Annotated in this window: 16 protein-coding genes; 7 read left to right on the forward strand and 9 right to left on the reverse strand. The window is 56.8% G+C overall.

Annotated elements, in window-relative coordinates:
- Window positions 1–115: 115 nt before the first annotated feature.
- From nadE to cho, 3 genes are all read left to right on the forward strand, one after another.
- Window positions 116–940: an ammonia-dependent NAD(+) synthetase gene (gene nadE / locus ACX8ZY_RS11385; RefSeq protein WP_010670018.1), complete on the forward strand. Its 825-nt coding sequence runs from the start codon at window positions 116–118 to the stop codon at window positions 938–940.
- Between the two features lie 60 nt (window positions 941–1000).
- Window positions 1001–1891 (forward strand): aromatic amino acid DMT transporter YddG, encoded by an 891-nt coding sequence (gene yddG, locus ACX8ZY_RS11390; RefSeq protein WP_158131748.1) that lies wholly within the window; start codon window positions 1001–1003, stop codon window positions 1889–1891.
- Window positions 1892–1958: 67 nt separating this feature from the next.
- The gene (cho, locus tag ACX8ZY_RS11395; protein ID WP_022625761.1) at window positions 1959–2819 is read left to right on the forward strand and encodes an excinuclease Cho; all 861 of its coding nucleotides are present in this window, start codon (window positions 1959–1961) and stop codon (window positions 2817–2819) included.
- Between the two features lie 73 nt (window positions 2820–2892).
- On the opposite strand, the gene spy is transcribed toward cho, so the two are convergent.
- The 6 genes from spy to ACX8ZY_RS11425 all read right to left on the reverse strand — a co-directional run bounded on the left by spy (window position 2893) and on the right by ACX8ZY_RS11425 (window position 9781).
- Window positions 2893–3387 (reverse strand): ATP-independent periplasmic protein-refolding chaperone Spy, encoded by a 495-nt coding sequence (gene spy / locus ACX8ZY_RS11400; protein WP_010245731.1) that lies wholly within the window; start codon window positions 3385–3387, stop codon window positions 2893–2895.
- Window positions 3388–3695: 308 nt separating this feature from the next.
- Entirely contained in the window at window positions 3696–4691 is a 996-nt protein-coding gene (astE, locus tag ACX8ZY_RS11405; RefSeq protein WP_263053984.1) for a succinylglutamate desuccinylase, read from the reverse strand.
- 50 nt (window positions 4692–4741) lie between these two features.
- Window positions 4742–6070, reverse strand: a complete 1329-nt coding sequence (gene astB, locus ACX8ZY_RS11410; RefSeq protein WP_421664966.1) for an N-succinylarginine dihydrolase — start codon at window positions 6068–6070, stop codon at window positions 4742–4744.
- A complete protein-coding gene (gene astD, locus ACX8ZY_RS11415) occupies window positions 6067–7536 on the reverse strand; it encodes a succinylglutamate-semialdehyde dehydrogenase (RefSeq protein ID WP_421664967.1) in 1470 nt (489 codons plus the stop codon). The genes astB and astD overlap by 4 nt, the downstream gene beginning before the upstream one ends.
- Window positions 7533–8564 carry an arginine N-succinyltransferase gene (astA, locus tag ACX8ZY_RS11420; RefSeq protein WP_421664968.1) on the reverse strand — a complete coding sequence of 344 codons (1032 nt, stop codon included), beginning with the start codon at window positions 8562–8564 and terminating at the stop codon, window positions 7533–7535. The genes astD and astA overlap by 4 nt, the downstream gene beginning before the upstream one ends.
- The gene (locus ACX8ZY_RS11425) at window positions 8561–9781 is read right to left on the reverse strand and encodes an aspartate aminotransferase family protein (protein WP_010245746.1); all 1221 of its coding nucleotides are present in this window, start codon (window positions 9779–9781) and stop codon (window positions 8561–8563) included. Before ACX8ZY_RS11425 ends, astA begins: the two co-directional genes overlap by 4 nt.
- A gap of 929 nt (window positions 9782–10710) precedes the next feature.
- On the opposite strand from ACX8ZY_RS11425, the gene ACX8ZY_RS11430 reads away from it, so the two are divergent.
- Window positions 10711–11784, forward strand: a complete 1074-nt coding sequence (locus ACX8ZY_RS11430; protein WP_274605608.1) for a porin — start codon at window positions 10711–10713, stop codon at window positions 11782–11784.
- A 76-nt stretch (window positions 11785–11860) separates the two neighbouring features.
- On the opposite strand, the gene ACX8ZY_RS11435 is transcribed toward ACX8ZY_RS11430, so the two are convergent.
- Complete coding sequence (locus ACX8ZY_RS11435) at window positions 11861–13417, reverse strand: putative bifunctional diguanylate cyclase/phosphodiesterase (protein ID WP_256849326.1); 1557 nt, start codon at window positions 13415–13417, stop codon at window positions 11861–11863.
- Between the two features lie 552 nt (window positions 13418–13969).
- Between ACX8ZY_RS11435 and ACX8ZY_RS11440 the strand changes: the two genes are divergently transcribed.
- The 3 genes from ACX8ZY_RS11440 to ACX8ZY_RS11450 all read left to right on the forward strand — a co-directional run bounded on the left by ACX8ZY_RS11440 (window position 13970) and on the right by ACX8ZY_RS11450 (window position 16633).
- Window positions 13970–15514 carry a methyl-accepting chemotaxis protein gene (locus tag ACX8ZY_RS11440; protein WP_045140425.1) on the forward strand — a complete coding sequence of 515 codons (1545 nt, stop codon included), beginning with the start codon at window positions 13970–13972 and terminating at the stop codon, window positions 15512–15514.
- Window positions 15515–15835: 321 nt separating this feature from the next.
- The gene (locus ACX8ZY_RS11445; RefSeq protein ID WP_341575978.1) at window positions 15836–16330 is read left to right on the forward strand and encodes a MarR family winged helix-turn-helix transcriptional regulator; all 495 of its coding nucleotides are present in this window, start codon (window positions 15836–15838) and stop codon (window positions 16328–16330) included.
- Window positions 16331–16432: 102 nt separating this feature from the next.
- Entirely contained in the window at window positions 16433–16633 is a 201-nt protein-coding gene (locus ACX8ZY_RS11450) for a hypothetical protein (protein WP_194709459.1), read from the forward strand.
- A gap of 277 nt (window positions 16634–16910) precedes the next feature.
- Here the strand turns inward: ACX8ZY_RS11450 and ACX8ZY_RS11455 are convergent, their stop codons facing one another.
- Together ACX8ZY_RS11455 and ACX8ZY_RS11460 are read right to left on the reverse strand one after the other, a co-directional pair.
- On the reverse strand, window positions 16911–18344 hold the full coding sequence (locus ACX8ZY_RS11455) for a YchO/YchP family invasin (RefSeq protein WP_341575977.1): 1434 nt from the start codon (window positions 18342–18344) through the stop codon (window positions 16911–16913).
- Window positions 18345–18517: 173 nt separating this feature from the next.
- Window positions 18518–19315 (reverse strand): SDR family oxidoreductase, encoded by a 798-nt coding sequence (locus ACX8ZY_RS11460; protein WP_459259921.1) that lies wholly within the window; start codon window positions 19313–19315, stop codon window positions 18518–18520.
- Window positions 19316–19325: the final 10 nt, after the last annotated feature.

Below are 19325 nucleotides of genomic sequence, written 5' to 3' on the forward strand. Positions count from 1 at the left end.
CGCAACGTTTCATGGTAATCAGTTACCGCTTTGGCTTGTTGTTTTCGCAAAGGCACGTTAGCTTTAATAAAACGTTCGCATCGAGCCGACAGGCCACTGACCTGAGGAGAAGTTCATGTCACTGCAGCAGGAAATTATTGAAGCCCTGGGTGTGAAGCCCACTATCGACGCCGACCAGGAAGTGCGCGTCAGCATCGATTTTCTTAAAGCCTACCTGAAACGTCACAGCGGCCTGAAAACGCTGGTGCTGGGGATCAGCGGCGGTCAGGATTCAACCCTGGCGGGCGCGCTGGCACAGCGGGCGATCACCGAACTGCGTCAGGAGAGCGGTGATAACGACTACACCTTTATTGCCGTGCGTCTGCCTTATGGTGTGCAGGCGGATGAGCAGGATTGTCAGGACGCGCTGGCCTTTATCAAACCCGACCGTTCGCTGGTGGTAAACATCAAAGAGTCGGTGCTGGCCAGTGAGCGCGCGCTGAAAGAGGCGGGTATTACGCTTTCCGATTTTGTCCGCGGCAATGAAAAAGCCCGTGAGCGGATGAAAGCGCAATACAGCATCGCCGGTATGACCAAAGGCGTGGTGGTCGGCACCGATCACGCGGCTGAAGCCGTCACCGGTTTCTTCACCAAGTATGGCGATGGCGGCACGGACATCAATCCCCTGTTCCGCCTGAACAAGCGTCAGGGCAAGCAGTTGCTGAAACACCTTGGCTGCCCGGAGCATCTCTATCTGAAGAAACCGACTGCCGATCTGGAAGATGATCGTCCAGGCCTGCAGGATGAAGTGGCGCTGGGCGTCACCTATGAGATGATTGATGACTACCTGGAAGGCAAAAGCATCAATCCTGACAGCGCCCGCATCATCGAAGGCTGGTATCAGAAAACCGAGCACAAACGTCGTCCGCCGATCACGGTATTCGACGACTTCTGGAAGTAATCCTGCCCCTCCCTTGCCGCGGCAAGGGAGGCTTCTCTCACTGACTTTGTTGATCGCTGCATGCCTGCCACCGTTTCGCGCGCAACCCTCATCGGGCTTGTCGCCATTCTGCTCTGGAGTACGACCGTTGGCCTGCTGCGCAGCGTCAGTGAAGCCTTTGGCGCCACCGGTGGCGCGGCGCTGATCTACACCACTACGGCGTGTCTCCTTTGCCTGAGCCGGGGCCTGCCCAGACCTGGCGCAATGCCCGCCATCTACCTGTGGCTGGGGGGCGTACTCTTTGTCGGCTATGAAATCTGTCTGGCGCTGGCCATCGGGCTGGCCAGCGATCGCAGCCAGTCGCTGGAACTGGGGATGATTAACTATCTCTGGCCCTGTCTGACCATCGTGCTGGCGATCCCGTTTAATCAGCAGCGTTTCCGTGTCTGGCTGTGGCCAGGACTGCTGCTGTCGCTGCTGGGGATCGTCTGGGTAATGAAAGGCAGCGGCAACGGATCGCCGGCGCTGTTGTGGCAGAATATGCTGCGCAACCCGGTCGCCTATGCACTGGCCTTTATCGCCGCCCTGACCTGGGCGCTCTACAATAATCTCACCCGCCGCTTTGCCCGTGGTTCCAATGGCGTCACGCTGTTTTTTATCCTGACCGCCCTGGCGCTGTGGCTGAAATATGCCTTCAGCGATCACACTGCACCGATGACCTTTACGCTGGTGCCGCTGCTGGAGGTGCTGTTTGTCGGGCTCTCCACCGCCATCGCCTATTCCGCCTGGAATCACGGAATTCAGCAGGGCAATCTGACGCTGCTGGCCACCGCCTCCTATTTTACGCCGGTGCTGTCGGCCCTGCTGGGATCGCTGTGGCTGGGCCTGACGCCGCCGCTGGCCTTCTGGCAGGGCGTGGCGATGATCACGCTCGGCTCGCTAATCTGCTGGCGGGCAACACGGTCTCTGTAACCAGACGACTGGCGATCATTTCACCTGCCTGTTATGCTGTATGGACAACCAGTAAATGGAGTCCATCTTGGTCAGACGTTCTGCCATACTTCGCCCCGAACCCGACGCGAATGCAATTTATCAATATCCCGAACACCTGCGTGAATGGCTGGAAGGCCTGCCAAATCATCCTGGCGTCTATACCTTTCATGGCGAAAGTGAGTCGCTGCCGCTCTATATCGGTAAAAGTGTGAATCTGCGTTCGCGGGTGATGTCCCATTTCCGCACCCCGGATGAGGCGAAAATGCTGCGTCAGTCGCGGCGTGTAAGCTGGATCCCTACCGCGGGTGACCTCGGCGCGCTGCTGCTGGAAGCGCAGATGATCAAAACCCAGCAGCCACTGTTTAATAAGCGACTGCGCAAAAACCGGCAGCTCTGTTCATTGCAGATTACCGACGGCAAACCGGATGTGGTCTACGCAAAAGACCTCGATTTCAGCCAGTCCCCCAACCTGTTTGGGCTCTATCGCAGTCGCTTCGCCGCGCTGGAACGGCTCAAGCAGCTCGCGGATGAGTATCAGCTCTGTCATGGCCTGCTGGGTCTGGAAGCGCTGAGTGCGGGGCGAGGCTGCTTCCGCTCGGCACTGCGCCGTTGCGCCGGGGCCTGCTGTGGAAAAGAGCCGGTCAGCGATCATCAGGATCGACTGCTGGAGGCGCTGGAAAACGTGCGGGTGTTCTGCTGGCCATGGCAGGGTGCCGTGGGGCTGGTGGAGGAAGGCAAAGAGATGACGCAGATCCACGTTATCGACCACTGGTTCTATCTCGGTTCGGTCAGCAGCATGGATGAGGCCAGAAAACTGCAGCGGCCCAAAGGCGGTTTTGATCACGACGGCTACAAAATCCTCTGCCGCCCGATTCTGTCAGGTGCCTACCCTATTCTGCCACTATAAAAAAACCGCCGACGCTGCCCACTCACCTTCAGTGGACAGCGCCGGCGGTCTCAGACCGTTCGCTTAACGAGTGTTATTCAGCCGGTTCTGCTGGCGGTGCCATTTTGCCCTCGTGCGGGCCTTTCTCAGTCAGACGCTTTTCAAAGTTAGCGTTGTACTGTTTTTTCTGCTCCGGCGTCAGCACGTTATAGAGCTTGTTCTGGGTTTCCAGCATCTTCAGCGCATGCTCTTTGGCATTGGCGGACATCTTCTCTGCCTGTGCTTCTGCTTTGCTCTGGTCGAAGCTGTCAGAGGCAATAATGCTGTGGGCCGCACGACGCTCGTCCAGTGACGGGCGTTTCATATCTTTGTGGCTTTCTTTCATGATGTCGCGCATCTGAGTTTTCTGCGCGTCGGTCAGGTTCAGACCTTTAAACATCATCTCCATGCCGTGGCGCATTGGCGGCTTGTGCATCGCTTTTTCGCTGCCTGCTGGCGGTGGAGTCAGGTTGTCAGCGGCTGCATGGACGGCGCTGGCTGCACCAAACGCCAGCGAAGAAGCCAGTAAAAGGGAAGTCAGTTTGCGCATAATAGTGTCCTTATAATTCATGATAATGACGACAGCACTCTGTCGCGTCTTCGGAAACAAGCATACGACGCTGAACGTCAACTACTCAGAGCCTGAGTAAAGCCGTGAAAGCATAAAAGATAAAAATCGGGCAATCATGAAGAGAATAAGAAGAAAGGCGTGAGGAATTGAAAATATTTATGAATTTAAAGCGAATTTGGCAGAAATCATGGAGGAGTGTAAGGGTTACGACAGGAAAGCGGAAGCCGATCTTCCACTTTTCCTGTCGGTTTTTTAGCGCCGAGGGTCTGCGCTGTTAACAACCGCTATCAGACCGGCAGCGCCTGGGTCTGTTCGCTCTCTTCAATCAGCATCAGTCCGGCACGCAGCCCGGCGGCCACGTTAGGGTTAGGGAACAGCACATACTCCCGCGCCTGCTGCACGTAATAGCGGGTGCTACCATCTTCCGCCAGCAACGTCCCCTGTGGAAACGCGGTAAAGTTCAGCGTTTCCGGCGACATATGCAGCGTAAAGTGCTCACTCAGTCGGGTGATCTGCTGCGCGACCCGATAGTGACGCGGTTTAACCGCCGCCGCAGGCAGCACTTCTCCATAGAGTAAAGACGCCAGCGCCTGTTGTGCCGCACTGAAATGACTGAGGTCGTTTTCGCCAAACGGCAGCGCTTTGCCCAGCTCCAGGGTACAGCTGGCCGCACCGAAGTGCTCGCAGCTGAAGTGGGTAAAGGTGCCGCCCGGCGAGCGATGGAACACCAGCGCTTCCAGCCCGGCAGCGGCCAGCCAGTCAAGAAACGTGGGCGGCCAGGGGCGTTCATTATGCGGCATTACGCCGAACTGAGGATGATAAGAGCCACGAATAGCCGTGTGCATGTCGAGATGCCAGCGCGTCTCATCGCACTCGCCCAGCTGCCAGAAGGTCTCCAGCGCCTGCTCCAGCCGCAGCACGCGGCGTGCCTCATCACCATCATCAATCTGCTGCCAGCGTCCGCCAAACAGCCGGTTAATGTCATAACGCACATAGCGCTTACCGGTGCGTAGCGCTGAGGGATTACCCAGAATCACCAGCATGCGCTGCTGTAACGGCTTTTCGCCCCGCAGCAGCGGATTAACCAGCTGGTTCACCATTTCTACCGGGGCCGTTTCATTGCCGTGGATCCCGGCAGAGAGCACCAGCGCCTGTTTAACCGGCACCGTCGGCTCCATCAACAGTATGCCGTGATACAACCATTGCCAGCGAAGATGCGCCGTTTCACCACTACGCTTACGCGGCACCTCGCCGGAGAGCGTTTGCTGTAAAAAGTCCTGCATCGTTCCTCCTTTTCGCCCTGAGCAGGCGGCAGCCTGTGCTGCCCCCTCCTTCACTGCTGAAATGCATATACATTTCCTAAGTCTAGCAGCTTCGTCAGTTCATCCAGCGCGTCGCGTCCCTCACGCAGCAATTGTGGGTCGACCAGATCGGCCTGGGTCAGGCAATCGCGGTAATGACGGTCAACCCAGTTATTCAGCGTGCTGAAGAGCCGATCGTTCATCAGCACCGCCGGATTCACTGCCTGCTGCTCCTGTGGTGTCAGCACCACCCGCAAACGCAGGCAGGCTGGACCACCCCCGTTATACATGCTTTCGCGCAGATCAAACACCTTCAGGGCTTTGAGTGGCGTGTCAGCCTCAACCTGTTCACACAGGTAGCGCCAGACACCCGGATGCTGACGTGACTCCTCCGGCAGCACCAGCATCATGGTGCCGTCGGGACGGCTCAGCAACTGACTGTTAAACAGATAGGTCTCCACCGCATCTTTCACTGACACCCGATTTTCCGGCACTTCCAGTGCCACAAAACCGGGAACGCGCGACCGAAGCTGCGCCAGCAGTTCAGGCTGATTAACAAAGGCGTGCTGGTGACAGAAGAGCATCTGCTGGTTACTCACCGCAATCACATCGTTATGAAACACGCCCTGATCGATCACCGCAGGATTCTGCTGCGCATACAGCACGCTTTCCGGTGAGAGCTGATGCAGACGGGCGACCGCCTCGCTGGCTTCCCGGGTCTGACGTGCCGGATAGCGCTGTGGGGTTTTGCCCTCATGGCTGCTGTCGCGGCCATAGACAAACAGCTGCACGCCGCGCTCACCATAAGCGCCGCCCAGCCGGTTATGGTTCGCCGCTCCCTCATCGCCAAACATCGCCACCTGCGGCAAGGCATCATGCACCGCAAAATGGCGATCGTCGCAGAAGATGGAACGCAGCAGCCAGGCCGTTTCCGGCGCTTCTATCGCACGGTGGAATTTGTTGTTAAGGTTCGCCACCGTCAGGTGAACCCGGCCATCAAGGCTGTCCGCTGACGGCGAGACCGTGGCAGCATTGGCGACCCACATCGCCGAGGCTGAACTGACGGCGGAGAGTAATCCCGGCGCAGTTTTGCCGGCCGCAGCCAGCACCTGCTCATCGCTGCCACCAAAGCCGAGCTGGCGCAGCGCCGCAATATTGGGCCGCTCATGCGGCGGAATCACCCCCTGCACGTAGCCCATATCGGCCAGCGCTTTCATCTTGAGCAACCCCTGCTTTGCCGCCAGACGGGGATTCGACGGCTGCAGCTGATTGCGGGTCGAGGCTTCGTTGCCAAACGACAGCCCGGCATAGTGGTGTGTTAACCCCACCAGCCCATCAAAGTTGGCCTCGGTTGCCTTCATGACGTCGTCTCCTGGGGGGAGAAATCGAGGCCCGGCGACAGCGTGGCGGGCAGCGTCAGGTCAGGCGTCTCCAGCGAGGCCATTGGCCAGGCGCAGTAATCCGCCGCATACCAGGCGCTGGCGCGATGGTTGCCCGAGGCACCAATGCCGCCAAACGGTGCGGTACTGGCTGCGCCGGTCAGCGGTTTGTTCCAGTTAACGATACCGGCACGTGCTTCAAGCAGCAGCTGATCAAACTGCTGACGTGACGGTGAGATCAATCCACACGACAGGCCGTAACGGGTCTGGTTCGCCAGCGCTATCGCCTCTTCAAATGTCTCATAGCGGACTACGCCTAACAGCGGACCAAAGACCTCTTCATCCGGAATGCCCTGCACGCCGGTTAAATCGATAATACCTGGCGTCAGGATGGCACTGTGGCGATCCGGCCAGCGCATCGCCAGCAGCACCTCGCCGCCCGCCTCAACCCGCCGTTGCCACTCACCCATAATCTTCTCTGCTGCGCTGGTGGAGATCACGCTGCCCATAAACGGCTGCGGTTCAGTATTCCAGGCGGCGGGTTGCAGTCGCCCCGCCACCTCCACCAGCCGCCGCAGAAACGCATCCCCTGCATCGCCGCGTTTGACCAGCAGACGCCGCGCGCAGGTGCAGCGCTGACCGGCGGTTATAAAGGCTGACTGCAACGTGATGTTGACAGCCGCATCAGTGTCCACCGGATCTTCAACAATCAGGGCATTGTTACCGCCCATCTCCAGCGCCAGCATCTTTTCAGGCTGACCGGCAAACTGGCGATGCAGCTGATAGCCGGTATGGGCGCTGCCGGTAAACAGCAGGCCATCAATCTGCTGACAGTTGGCCAGCGCCTGACCAGTCTCACGTCCGCCCTGTAACAGTGCCAGCACGCCGGCAGGCAGGCCCGCAGCCAGCCAGAGCTCAACGGTTTTTTCGGCGGTCAGCGGCGTCAGTTCGCTGGGTTTAAATACCACACAGTTGCCCGCCAGCAGCGCCGGAACGATATGGCCGTTTGGCAGATGTCCCGGGAAGTTATAGGGACCAAACACCGCCAGTACCCCATGCGGGCGGTGGCGCAGCGAGCTTTCGCCTTCATGCTGTTCACCAGTGCGGCTATGGTATGCCTTCACCGAAAAGCCGATTTTGTTGATCATCGCGCCCACTTCGGTCAGCGCTTCCCAGCGCGGCTTGCCGGTTTCACGGGCGATGGTTTCCGCCAGCGCCGTTTTATGCGCCTCAAGCCCGGCGGCAAATTTCTCGACGATCGCCTGCCGTTCCGCCAGCGGGCGTCTGGCCCAGGCTGGAAATGCGTCGCGCGCCGCCTCACAGGCTGCGGTGACCTGAGCGGCTGAGGCCGCGTGGCCCTGCCATAACGTCTCCCCGCTGACCGGATCCGCTTTCGTCAGAATCTCAGCGTCACCGTCCAGCCATTGTCCATTTATCAGATGTGTCATGCTGTTTTCTCCTCTTTGCAGAGCGTCACCACGCGCAGGCTGTCGCCCGGCTGGCAATGGAGCGCCCGCATCTGTTCATCCGTGAGTTGCACGCTGTCGCTGTCAGCCTTTGCCGGAATCAGCGCTACACGGAACTGGCGATAATCGCTATTGGCAACCAGACAGAGCGGGCCATCAGCCGGGTTTTCGCCCCGTTCTGCGCTGCGCAGCCGGCTTTTACGCACGGCGCGGATATGATCGATGTCGCACTCCAGTGTCGGGCCGCCATCAAAAATGTCGACATAATTGAGGTAGCGGAAGCCCTCTGCTTCCAGTACCGCCCGTGCAGGCGCGGTTTGCGGATGGACCTGTCCAATCACCGCCTGCGCTTCCGGTGTCAGGTAGTCGATGTAGAGCGGATGTTTCGGCATCAGTTCAGCGATAAACGATTTCTGTCCGGTGCCACTAAGGAAATCCGCTTTGCTGAATTCCATAGAGAAGAAGCGGCTGCCGACGCTCTCCCAGAACGGCGAATGGCCCTGCTCATCGCTGACGCCACGCATCTCGGCCACCACCCGGTTGGTGAAACGTTCACGGAAATTGGCCATAAACAGGAAGCGTGACTTCGACAGCAGATAGCCGTTTTTGCCATCACGGTAATCGGGATCGAGAAACAGCGTGCAGAGCTCACTGCTGCCGGTATGGTCATTACTCAGCGACAGAGTGGGCAGCGCGGCATAAACATTCAGCTCTTTTGAGGCGTGCACCTGGGTACCGACGCGAAAATTGTACCAGGGATCCTGCAGCCCCACCGCCACCTCAATGGCGCAGATGCCGACGGCGCGGTTATCTTCGCTATCGGCCAGCACAAAGACATAGCCCTGCTCGGCACGTGGCAGAGAATCCTCCCAGGTCTGCAGCGATCGATCGATACGCGCCTGAAGCGTCGCGCTATCAACCGGCAACGAGGTCAGCCCGCCACCGGTTTTGCCCGCCAGCGCCATCAGCTGGCTTAAGTCATCGCGTTCAACCGGACGGATTACCATCATGATGTTGACCCTCGCACCAGGCTTTCACACACTTCGGCAAAGCGGGCCATGCCCAGCTTCACTTCCTGCTCACTGATATTCAGCGCCGGGGCAAAACGCACCACATTGGCACCCGCAATCAGCACCATGACGCCCATTTCCGCGGCGGCAAGGTTGATCGCTTTGGCTTTACCGGCAAAATCGTCGCTGAGCACCGCGCCAATCAGCAGGCCAAGACCGCGCACTTCTTTGAACAGATGCAGACGCTGGTTGATCTCATCCAGTGCCGCCACAATCCACTGGTGACGCTCTGTTACACCCGCCATCAGTTCAGGCTGGTTGATCAGCTCCATGACTTTACCTGCCACTGCGCCCGCCAACGGATTGCCGCCATAGGTGGTGCCGTGGGTGCCAACGCCCATCACCAGCGCCAGATCTTCGCGCGTCAGCATCGCACCAATCGGGAAGCCGCCGCCCAGCGCTTTGGCGCTGGTAAGCACATCCGGCGTGACGCCATAATGCATGTAGGCATAAAGTGAACCGGTACGGCCAACGCCACTCTGCACTTCATCAAAAATCAGCAAAGCCTGATGCTTATCACAGAGCTCACGCAATCCACGCAGAAACGCCGGATCGGCAGGCAGCACGCCACCTTCACCCTGAATCGGTTCAACAATGACTGCGCAGGTATGGTCATTAATCAGTTCAGCCGCCGCCGCCAGATCGTTAAACGGGGCATGCTGGATCTCTGGCGGCAGCGGCGCAAAATCTTTTGAGTAAGCGGGCTGACCACCGGCTGTTACCGTAAACAGGGTGCGGCCATGAAATGCATTCTTAAACGCCACGATGCCACTTTTATGCGGACCCACACGATCATGCGCCACCTTGCGCGCCAGTTTCAGCGCCGCTTCGTTCGCCTCCGCCCCGGAGTTACAGAAGAACACCCGGTCAGCGAAGGTGGCATCGATCAACTGCTTCGCCAGCCGCAGGATCGGTTCGTTGGTGTAGCCATTACCGGTATGCCATAAACGTGCGGCCTGTTCCTGCAGCGCCTGTTGTAATGCCGGATGCGCATGCCCTAACGCATTGACGGCAATGCCACCGGCGAAGTCGATATAATCTTTGCCGTTTTGATCCCAGACGGTGGAGCCTTCCGCGCGAACCGGTATAAAAGTCGCAGGCGCATAAACCGGCATCATCCATTGATCGAAATCGTGACGTGAAACGTGCAGTGCCATAACCCACTCTCCTGCTTTACTTTACCGGCCGGGTAAAGCTTATGTTTTAAAATTGTTAAAAGATGTTGTAGTGCAGCCCTACTGTAGAGTGCAGTTAACGTGCCAGCCAGAGAATTAATGCATAAAATGGTCTTCACGACGTAATATCAATGAGTTAGATGCTGACAATATTCATTTAATTTGCATATATAGTGAATAGTTGTCTGATTGCAGCGCCAGAACCGGGTTTTAAACAGCAGAATTATGCATTCACGGGATGAAATATCGCTTTTGTGATCGCTGATAAATTATCTCTCCAGAAAAGCCCCTCCACTGCCCTGTTTTAGCGCAGTTTGCCTCGCGCTGGTGCAGCGATTACGCGGGGAACTCGCCCGGAAATGTCAGAACACCCTGGCTTTATTTAACAAAAGTTTTTCATTTCCCCCTGCAGACACATTAATCTGCGTATCTTTATCAGGCTATTTTATAAACAGGATGATCAATATTTAATCAGCAACTCTGACTATTATTCCGGAGGTGATTATCGGGCCAGAAAGAATATTCTATAAAGATGAACAAATATTAATACGCAGACTAATGGTTAGGATAAAAGCCTTATAAGGCTATTCTTAGCGGATAATCACCCATAATTAAATCAGGGGTTATATTGATTTAAAAATGTACAAAAAAAGCCCATTTAAGACCACTACATACAAACATAATCCATTGATAAATAGAGATATAAAATCAGATAACTCATAATTACTTATTAGAAGAAAATCTTATTACTTTACAATTTAATCTTCTGTTCCTCGCTGTTATCCATCAGCTGAATATAGACATCACATTTTGTTACTTTTATTGCACTTTGTAGTTTTACCTTTTTGTGTCATTTTCTTTTCACCCCACATCAGGGGAATAATAATTAATGAATACAGGGTAATAATTAAATGATGAAGCGCACTTTACTGGCGGCTGTCATGCCGTTACTGATCGGTCTCTCCTCCGCGCAGGCCGCAGAAGTTTATAACAAGGATGGCAATAAGCTGGATCTGGTCGGCAAGATTAACGTGTCACACCTCTTTTCTGACGATAACAACAACGATGGTGATACCTCTTCTTATGCCCGCTTTGGCTTCAAAGGCGAGACAAAGATTACTGACCAGCTTACCGGCTACGGTTTCTGGCAGTATCAGTACAGTCTGCATAACTCCGAGGGCAGTGACGCACAGGCCACCAACCGTACCCGTCTGGGCTATGCTGGCCTGAAGTTTGGCGAGGCAGGTTCGCTGGATTACGGTCGTAACTACGGCCTGGTCTATGACGTGCTGAGTTATACCGATATGCTGCCGTTCTTCGGCGGCGACTCCGGTTATACCGACGCCTTTCTCTCTGGCCGCTCAACCGGTGTGCTGACCTGGCGTAACAGCAATTTCTTTGGTCTGGTCGACGGCTTAAACTTTGCCGCGCAGTATCAGGGCAAAAACGATCGCAGCAGTAACATTGATGGCGTGCGTCGTTCCAACGGCGACGGCTTCGCCCTCTCCGCTTCCTATGACTTCGATTTCGGCCTGAGTTTTGCCGGCGCGTTTGCCAGCCTGGATCGCACCACGGCGCAGAATGCTGCCGCACGCGGAGAAGGCGAAAAAGCCCAGCACTGGGCGACCTCGGTGAAATATGATGCGAACCAGGTCTATCTGGCTGCCATGTACGGTGAAACGCTGAACGCCACGCCAATTACTGGCGGTTTCGCTAACAAAGCGCAGAACTTTGAAGCCGTGGCGCAGTATCAGTTCCTGAACGGCTTCCGTCCGTCCGTGGGTTACGTCTCGTCCAAAGGCAAGGAAATTGAGAATATCGGCGATGCCGACATCATTAAATACACCGCCGTGGGTGCCACTTACTACTTCAACAAGAACATGTCGGTCTATGGTGAATACCGCATCAACCTGTTGAAAGATAACAATCCGCTTCGCCTGGCGACCGACGACATCACAGCCCTGGGTCTGATTTACCAGTTCTGATGTGACAGCGGGCCCGGCACTGACCGCCGGGCCCGTTTTTTGTTTTAAACACGGCCACAGAGAGTGTTACGCGCTTTCAGCCCAGCGACCTGACTAAGCTAACGGCCATCGCCTCTTCCTGCATCAATTCCTCCACGTTAGCGGACGCCAGCAACGTGGTGGCCTGCCCGGCAGGAACCGGACGGCTGAAGAGATATCCCTGACCGTAATCACAGCCGCGCTTTCTCAGCCACCTCAGCGTGGCGACATCCTCAATGCCCTCTGCAGTAATGATCACATTAAGCCCCTGACAGAGTGCCAGCAGCGTTTCCACCACTTTTCGCTGCTCAGATCCGGTCACGATTCCGGCGATAAAGGTCTGGTCAATTTTGATTTTGGTAATACCCAGCCCCAGCAAAACCGACAGGTTGGAGTAGCCGGTGCCAAAATCATCCAGCACCACTCCGATACCGGCCTCTTTCAGCAGACGGATCGCCTGGCGGGCATCGTCAGAAATGGCCATGACATTCTGTTCGGTGATTTCAAGTTCCAGCATTACCGGCCCGGCATGCTGCATAATGCTGGACAAACAGCTGGTCAGCGACGGTCTCAGCAACTGCTCCGGGGTAATGTTCAGCGACAGGCAGAGCCCGGCTGGCCATGCCCGGGTTGCACTGACAGCATCCTGCAGCAGCGCCACCGTCATGCTGTCCATCAACCCCAGCCGCTCCACCACTGGCAGAAACTCTGCAGGTGAAACCGTCTGCCCGGACGCAGTGATCCAGCGCGCCAGTATCTCAAAGCCGGTAATGTTACCGGTGCGCAGTGAAACCAGCGGCTGCAGAAAGGGAACGATGGCATGTCCGCTAACGGCGGCAACAACCTCCTGCTCCAGCCTTTCCCGCTGGCGAAAGCGCAGCTCCATGTCCGGGGAGAATCGTGCCAGACAGGCGCACTTATCCTGCTTCGCCTCGTACAACGCCAGATCCGCCGCCCGCACCACATCAGCCTGACCCGTGCAGGCTGAGCTGGCAATGCCTGCTGAAAGGCTCAGGAAGGTGTGCGGACCGGTCCGGATGGATGCCGCATGCTGGCAGAAGCTTTCGGCGGCGGCCAGCGCCTGATCTGCCTGTGAAGCCTGGGCAACAATGGCAAATTCATCCCCACCGATGCGAAACACCTGACTCCCGGTATCCGCCGAAGCGATCAGCAGATTGGCCAGCGCGACCAGCGTGGCGTCGCCCTGACGATGACCGTTCAGGTCATTGATATTCTTAAAGTCATTGATGTCGAGCAGCGTCAGGGTGTAGGGCGTCCCGTCGGCATCAAGCGCAGCAATGTGTGCAGTGAACGATCGGCGGTTCATGACTCCCGTCAGCGCATCAGTTCCGGCCAGCCTGAGCGCATTTTTTTCCGCACGCAGCGTGTTGCGGATCAGACCCGCGATAAGCAGCGCCGGAATAATCATTGCCAGTCCGGCAAACGAGGTGGAGGTCAGGATAAACCGCAGCCGCTCGCTGGTTTCAAAATCGGGATCATAGCTCAGGCCCAGCAGGCTGGAGATCCACGCCTCGAGCCCGAATTCCCACAGCGTGGAGAGTAAAATGATGGTCGCAATATTCAGCATTGCGAGCCAGAAAAGTTTCAGGCGCATGCGTTAGTTCCCGGTGATGGAAAGTGTCAGAGTTTTGTTTTAATTTTCAGTAAAAAACCGGGGCGTACTTCTCATACAATGTCTGCTAAGCTGCCGACAATTATCACCCCTCCGCTATTTTTACTCATCGCATTCGCACGTTCTCACCCGCCTTAAGGCAGTGAGGCAGACGTTCTGCGGAGCCCGATGCGTGTCGGTTACGTCATCAATGTCGAATAGTGTTCTATCGGCAGCAGCAGCCAGATTAACAGGCCCGTCCGGTTAAATTTGTGCACTCCGGTGTTTTTAACGGGTTATGACGCTGGCGTATCGCGCGGCTGCACCGCGCGAAAAGGCGCACACTCGCAAAGCGATAAAAAGCGATTTATCAGGATATTGGCCGGAATTTCGTTATCACTCCCATTACGATTTTTGTGGCATAACGGGGTGGGTATACGTGCAGTTTTTAATTTCGTTAAATTAAATAGCGAACAATTTAGTTAAACGTAACTCTCCAGAAGTGCTCTCGCCTGCCGATACCGGTTTATCCAATAAACTTTCCCGGAAAGAGAGATGAAAATTTCAACGCGCCTTAGCGCAGGTTTTGGCTTGCTTATTCTACTGTTTATTATCTGTACCGGCACCGCGATTCACGCGCTGGATAGCGCTCGCGATGGTATGGATGAGGTGGTTAATGTCCGTTTGAAAAAGTACCAGACGGTGCTGGATATGCGCGGTGGCGTGCGGGATATGGCAATCGCGGTGCGTAACCTTGCTCTGCTGACCGATCCCGTTGCTATGAAGCCAGAATGGGAACGTCTGCAAAAACAGCGGACGCTCTACATCAGCAACCGCGAAGCACTCTCAGGCATGATGCAGACCGACCCCGGACAGGCAGGACGGGAGGCGATGAGCAGAATCGAGTCCACTGAAGAAGCCGCTCTCTCCACGCTGATGACCGCCGGGAAACTGGGGATGGAAAATCGTCAGCAGGAGGTCACCGACTATCTGTTAAAGGTGGCGCGTCCGGCTCAGCAGAGCCTGCTGAAGGCGATAAACGATCTGACCGAGCTTGAGATGCGCAGCAGCCGGGATGCGGTAGTGGATAACGGCATCGCTATCGCCCGCACCACCTGGATACTGATCATCCTGGCGGTGCTCTCCGTGCTGGCTGCCGTCGTCACCTGCGCGTTTATTGTGCGGATACTGATGCGCCAGCTGGGCGGCGAACCGGTGCAGGCTCAGACGCTGGCTGCTGCGATTGCCGCCGGTGATCTCACCTCGCCGGTCACGCTGCGCCGTGGCGACAGCACCAGCCTGCTTGCCTCGCTCAGCGGCATGCAGACCAACCTGCGTGAACTGGTTACGCAGATCAAAGGGGCATCCGCCTCGGTGGCGCTGGCGGCCGATGAGATTTCGCAGGGCAATACCGAGCTTTCATCCCGTACCGAGCAGCAGGCTGCTGCGCTGCAGGAAACGGCCGCCAGCATGGAGCAGCTCACCGCCACGGTAAAAAGCAACGCCGCGGGCGCGCAGCAGACTGCCGGTTCAGCGCGCGAGGCCGCCACCCTGGCCCAGGCGGGCGAAGCAGATGTCCAGCGCCTGTCAGAAACCATGCATGACATTTCGCTGAGTGCCGTTCGGGTACGCGATATTACGTCGGTGATTGAAGGCATCGCTTTCCAGACCAATATTCTTGCGCTCAACGCCGCCGTAGAAGCCGCGCGCGCTGGTGAAGAGGGCCGCGGATTTGCCGTGGTTGCGGGTGAAGTCCGCTCACTGGCCCAGCGCAGCGCCACCGCAGCACGCGACATTAAGCAGCTGATTGAGCAGGCCGTGACGCAGGTCGAGGATGGCGTAACCGTAGCGGCCGGAACGGGTGAGCGCATCCTGAAGATTGTCAGCCGCGTCGGTGAACTGGCCGATGCTATGGACAACCTCTCCCTCTCCTCCGGTGAACAGATGCAGGGCATCTCCCAGGTCAGTATTGCGGTGAGTCAGATGGATGGCGTCACGCAGAATAACGCCGCGCTGGTGGAAGAGTCCTCTTCTGCATCGCAGTCACTGCTGGCCCAGGCGCGCGACCTGCGCGGTATGGTAGAGACCTTCACCGTATAAGCCGTATCGGCGGGCGGCTTCAGCCTGGGTTAAATGCTGAAATTGTCCTGCCGATCTTAGCTGCGTTGCACCCGGCGCACGTTGTGCGCAAGGGTTGCGACCGGTTATGTTGACTTCAATTTAATTTGACTCAATACTGTGCCGACTTTCAATCGGCGGCGCAGCTAAAGGCTTTTTCTCCCGCTGCGATAGCGCTTAAAAGTCTGGTGTCTTACACCAGAAAGAGATGCTGCCGAAATCAACATCTCCCCGAGATACTATTCGCGAGATTTCACGGCTGACCAACAGCCTGGGGTCTGGCTGTCCCACCCCGGACTCAGAATGAGTAAAGATATGAATGACGAACCCGCGGGGATCTCCGATACGCCTCCCGCCAGTGCAGCGCCTGAAACCATCGACCAGTTTCTCTGCTTTGCGCTCTATTCCGCCTCACTTGCCATGACAAAGCTCTATCAGTCGCGGTTAAAACCGCTGGGAGTGACCTATCCGCAATATCTGGTGCTGCTGGTGCTGTGGGAGAAAGATCGCCTGACCGTCTCTGATATTGGTGCACGCGTCCGGCTTGATTCCGGCACGCTCAGCCAGCTTCTGAAGCGGCTTGAAAGCGCGGGCATTATCTGCCGCCAGCGTGACACGGGAAATGATGAGCGCCGGGTACTGATCTCCCTGACAGAACTGGGCCACCAGCTTAAAGTCGCGGCGGCTGGCGTCCCGGCTGATATGATCTCGGTGATGGATACCGCCTGTAGTGAACTCGGTGAGCTGACAACCCAGGTGGCAACGCTGCGCGAAAAGCTGCTTAAGGCCCTGCCATGATGCCGGCTTATAAAAAACCTGTAACCAGGCTGATAAAGCTGAATCGCCTGAGTATTGCCTCTTCAGGTGCTATTCAACAGAACGGTTGCGCTGGAGTTTCAATTGAGTACCGATAAACCGGCAGATATGGCTGACGTCCATGCCGTTGTAGGGCAGGCCGTATCGAGCCTGCTGAAGTCAGGCAAGACGGCAGGCTTACAGGACATAATTGCATTCCTGCAGCATCAGCAGGCACGGTCGGTAAACGGTCAGCGAGAAGTCTACGCCAGAGCCGTGCGTATTGTGATGAGCATGGTTAACTGATAACCGGGCCGCTGTGCTAAATGGCGGCGCTGCCCGCGCCTTCTTAATATCAATACCCTGCCCGCAGCGCAGCGTCGTTCCTGCTTTCACCCGGCGATTCCCGCTCTCATTTCAGGATCAATAGTGATGTCACTCTGCCGCACCCGCGCCTTCGTCAACCCGACAACTTATCTCTGCCAGTAACCGCTGTCGGGCCTGCAGACGTTAACAACGCCGTCTGCACACCACCACCGCTATTCACTCCCCCCAATCCTTTCTGTGCAGTAAAGCATCCCAACTAAAGTGTGGTGCTGCCGGGTGCCATTAAATCATAACGATCGTTCTGCGGGGCCTCGTCCACGGTCATCGGTGGCTGAATTTTCAGGGTGATCCAGTTAGAGGTCACACGCTGCTGCTTGCTATCCTCCAGCGTTACCGACAGGCGATATTCGTTGCTGGCGTCTGGCGACGGATCCCATTGCGGTAAGATCACACTCCAGCCCTGCGGATCGGCGTTATTGGCCGGAGGTGTCAGGCTCAGCGCCTGCGTATCGCCCTGCCAGCTTACCGCCTTGATAGCATTGCTGGCGCGCACCTGCAGCTTCAGCGGCAGACTCTCGCCACTGCTTAACTGCCAGGGCGGGGTTGCCAGAAACACGGACAGCGTTTTGCGCTGACGGAAGGCGAGCACCGGCGTATCGCTGCGGGTGACGGTATCGTAACGGCTGCCGCGCAGGGAGTGCGCCTCCGCGACGTTTCCGGCATCGAGCTGACGTCGCAGCGCCACGCCAAAGCGATAGTTGAGTTTCAGCCCCAGCTGATCCTGACTCTCACCGGCGCTGCTGGTTTTATGGGTGGCAGACAGCGTCACCAGCGGCACGGGAGTGTAAGAGAGGCCAAACGACATGGCGGAGGGATTGTGATAGCGGTTGCCGCTGTTAAACAGATCAACATTCTCACCCAGATATTGCTGATAGCTCACCGAAACGCCCAGCTGACGATAAAAGGGCAGATAGCTCTGGCTGGTAATATCGTAGCCGCGCGCCATGCGCTGCTGCTGCGAATCGCCCAGATTTTTCCAGCCGGAAAGCGGCTGATAGTAGTTGGCCGAGAAGCGCATTGAATCGCTCCACGCTTCCGTGCCCACAGAGGCGCGCTGCAGGCCGCTGCTGAACACGCGGTCAACAAAGCCGTTGTAACCCAGCAGCCAGTCACCGGCATCCCAGCGTTGCCCCAGTCCCGCATTGCCAACCAGGCCATCGCCGGTATCGTGCAGACCAAGCTGGCTGAAGGTGAGCCGGCTGTTTTCGTCGGCCAGTGCGCTGAAGAGATCGCCGCCGGTGCCGGTAAAGTTTCCGTTCATGTCGACTTTCAGATCCAGCTGCGCGGTGCCGTAAGGGGAAAGCAGTGACTGCCCTTCGCTCTCAACCCGATCGGCCACTTCATCGCGCAGATGATTGAACGCCCAGACGCCCGCCTGCTGACCAAACGTGACATTGCTGTCGCTGTTGTTACTCGCTTCACCGATACTTTTGGCCACGGCCGCCAGCTTTTTGCTCCACTCTTCATCCTGATCGCTGGCACCGCCGAGCGTCGGCAGCGACTGACTGTAGCGCGCAGGATTGTCGAATGGCGTCTCTGACACCGCTGTTTCAGTCTGGAAGGCGCGGGCGCTCTGCGTGGCAGTCAGCGACAGCGCAATCAAAGAGAGAACCCCTGTTTTCCGTATCATGTCACCCGGCACATTGATTAGTTCGTAGCTGCAATTAAACAAAAATCATCAGCTATTACCTTAACATATTGTGACGGCGATGCAGGACAGCAGCGGCGAATTGTGCATATAACAGAAAAGTCCGGGTCAGAAAAAGGCCTGCGTTTACAGCAGGCCTGCGATCTCTCACCGCATCAGGAGAAGATCAACCCGCCATCCACATTGATGGTCTGCCCGGTGATGTATCGCGCATCCTCTGATGCCAGAAACGCCACCAGTCCGGCGACATCTTCCGGCTGACCGGCACGCTTCAGCGGAATATTTTTCACCCACTCCGCCATCAGCTCCCCTTTACCGTAGGTTTTATCCTCGCTGCTGAGGATCTCGCCCCAGACGCGATCGTTGTAATCCCACATCTCACTCTCAATGATGCCAGGGCAAAAAGCGTTGACCGTAATGTTCCACGGCGCCAGCTCCAGCGCCAGACTCTGGGTAATGCCTATCACCCCCATTTTGCTGGCGGCGTAGTGCGGCGTGTAAATAAAGCCCTGTCGTCCCTGCCCCGATGAGGTGTTGATCAGGCTGCCACTGCGCCGCTGCACCATATATTTCGCCGCTTCACGGCAGCAAAGCCAGACGCCGGTGGTGTTAACCGCCAGAATCCGCTCAAAGTCGCTTTTCGGCATGGTGTCGAAGCGGTCGATGGTGATCACGCCCGCATTCTGTATCGAGACGTCGATCTGACCAAAGCGTTCAAAGGCCTGCTGATAGAGCTGCTGCACCGCAGCTTCATCCGTGATATCGACCTGCAGCGCCAGAATCTCACTGCCATACTGCTGCTGAAGCTGGTCGGCTGTAGCGAACACCCGGTCAGCATTCGACACCATCACCAGCCTGGCCCCGTCGCGGGCGAAACGCGCCGCGATCCCGGCCCCGATGCCACGACAGGCACCGGTTATCACCACTGTTTTTCCACGTTGTTCGCGGCTCATAATCGCTCCT

The organism is Pantoea sp. XAF26B01_ASV70 (assembly GCF_054512635.1).

Coding starts and splice junctions, on each gene's coding strand:
- nadE (WP_010670018.1), top strand. CDS start 116: ATGTCACTGCAGCAGGAAATTATTGAAGCCCTGGGTGTGAAGCCCACT.
- yddG (WP_158131748.1), top strand. CDS start 1,001: ATGCCTGCCACCGTTTCGCGCGCAACCCTCATCGGGCTTGTCGCCATT.
- spy (WP_010245731.1), bottom strand. CDS start 3,387: ATGCGCAAACTGACTTCCCTTTTACTGGCTTCTTCGCTGGCGTTTGGT.
- astE (WP_263053984.1), bottom strand. CDS start 4,691: ATGCAGGACTTTTTACAGCAAACGCTCTCCGGCGAGGTGCCGCGTAAG.
- astB (WP_421664966.1), bottom strand. CDS start 6,070: ATGAAGGCAACCGAGGCCAACTTTGATGGGCTGGTGGGGTTAACACAC.
- astD (WP_421664967.1), bottom strand. CDS start 7,536: ATGACACATCTGATAAATGGACAATGGCTGGACGGTGACGCTGAGATT.
- astA (WP_421664968.1), bottom strand. CDS start 8,564: ATGATGGTAATCCGTCCGGTTGAACGCGATGACTTAAGCCAGCTGATG.
- ACX8ZY_RS11425 (WP_010245746.1), bottom strand. CDS start 9,781: ATGGCACTGCACGTTTCACGTCACGATTTCGATCAATGGATGATGCCG.
- ACX8ZY_RS11430 (WP_274605608.1), top strand. CDS start 10,711: ATGATGAAGCGCACTTTACTGGCGGCTGTCATGCCGTTACTGATCGGT.
- ACX8ZY_RS11435 (WP_256849326.1), bottom strand. CDS start 13,417: ATGCGCCTGAAACTTTTCTGGCTCGCAATGCTGAATATTGCGACCATC.
- ACX8ZY_RS11440 (WP_045140425.1), top strand. CDS start 13,970: ATGAAAATTTCAACGCGCCTTAGCGCAGGTTTTGGCTTGCTTATTCTA.
- ACX8ZY_RS11445 (WP_341575978.1), top strand. CDS start 15,836: ATGAGTAAAGATATGAATGACGAACCCGCGGGGATCTCCGATACGCCT.
- ACX8ZY_RS11455 (WP_341575977.1), bottom strand. CDS start 18,344: ATGATACGGAAAACAGGGGTTCTCTCTTTGATTGCGCTGTCGCTGACT.
- ACX8ZY_RS11460 (WP_459259921.1), bottom strand. CDS start 19,315: ATGAGCCGCGAACAACGTGGAAAAACAGTGGTGATAACCGGTGCCTGT.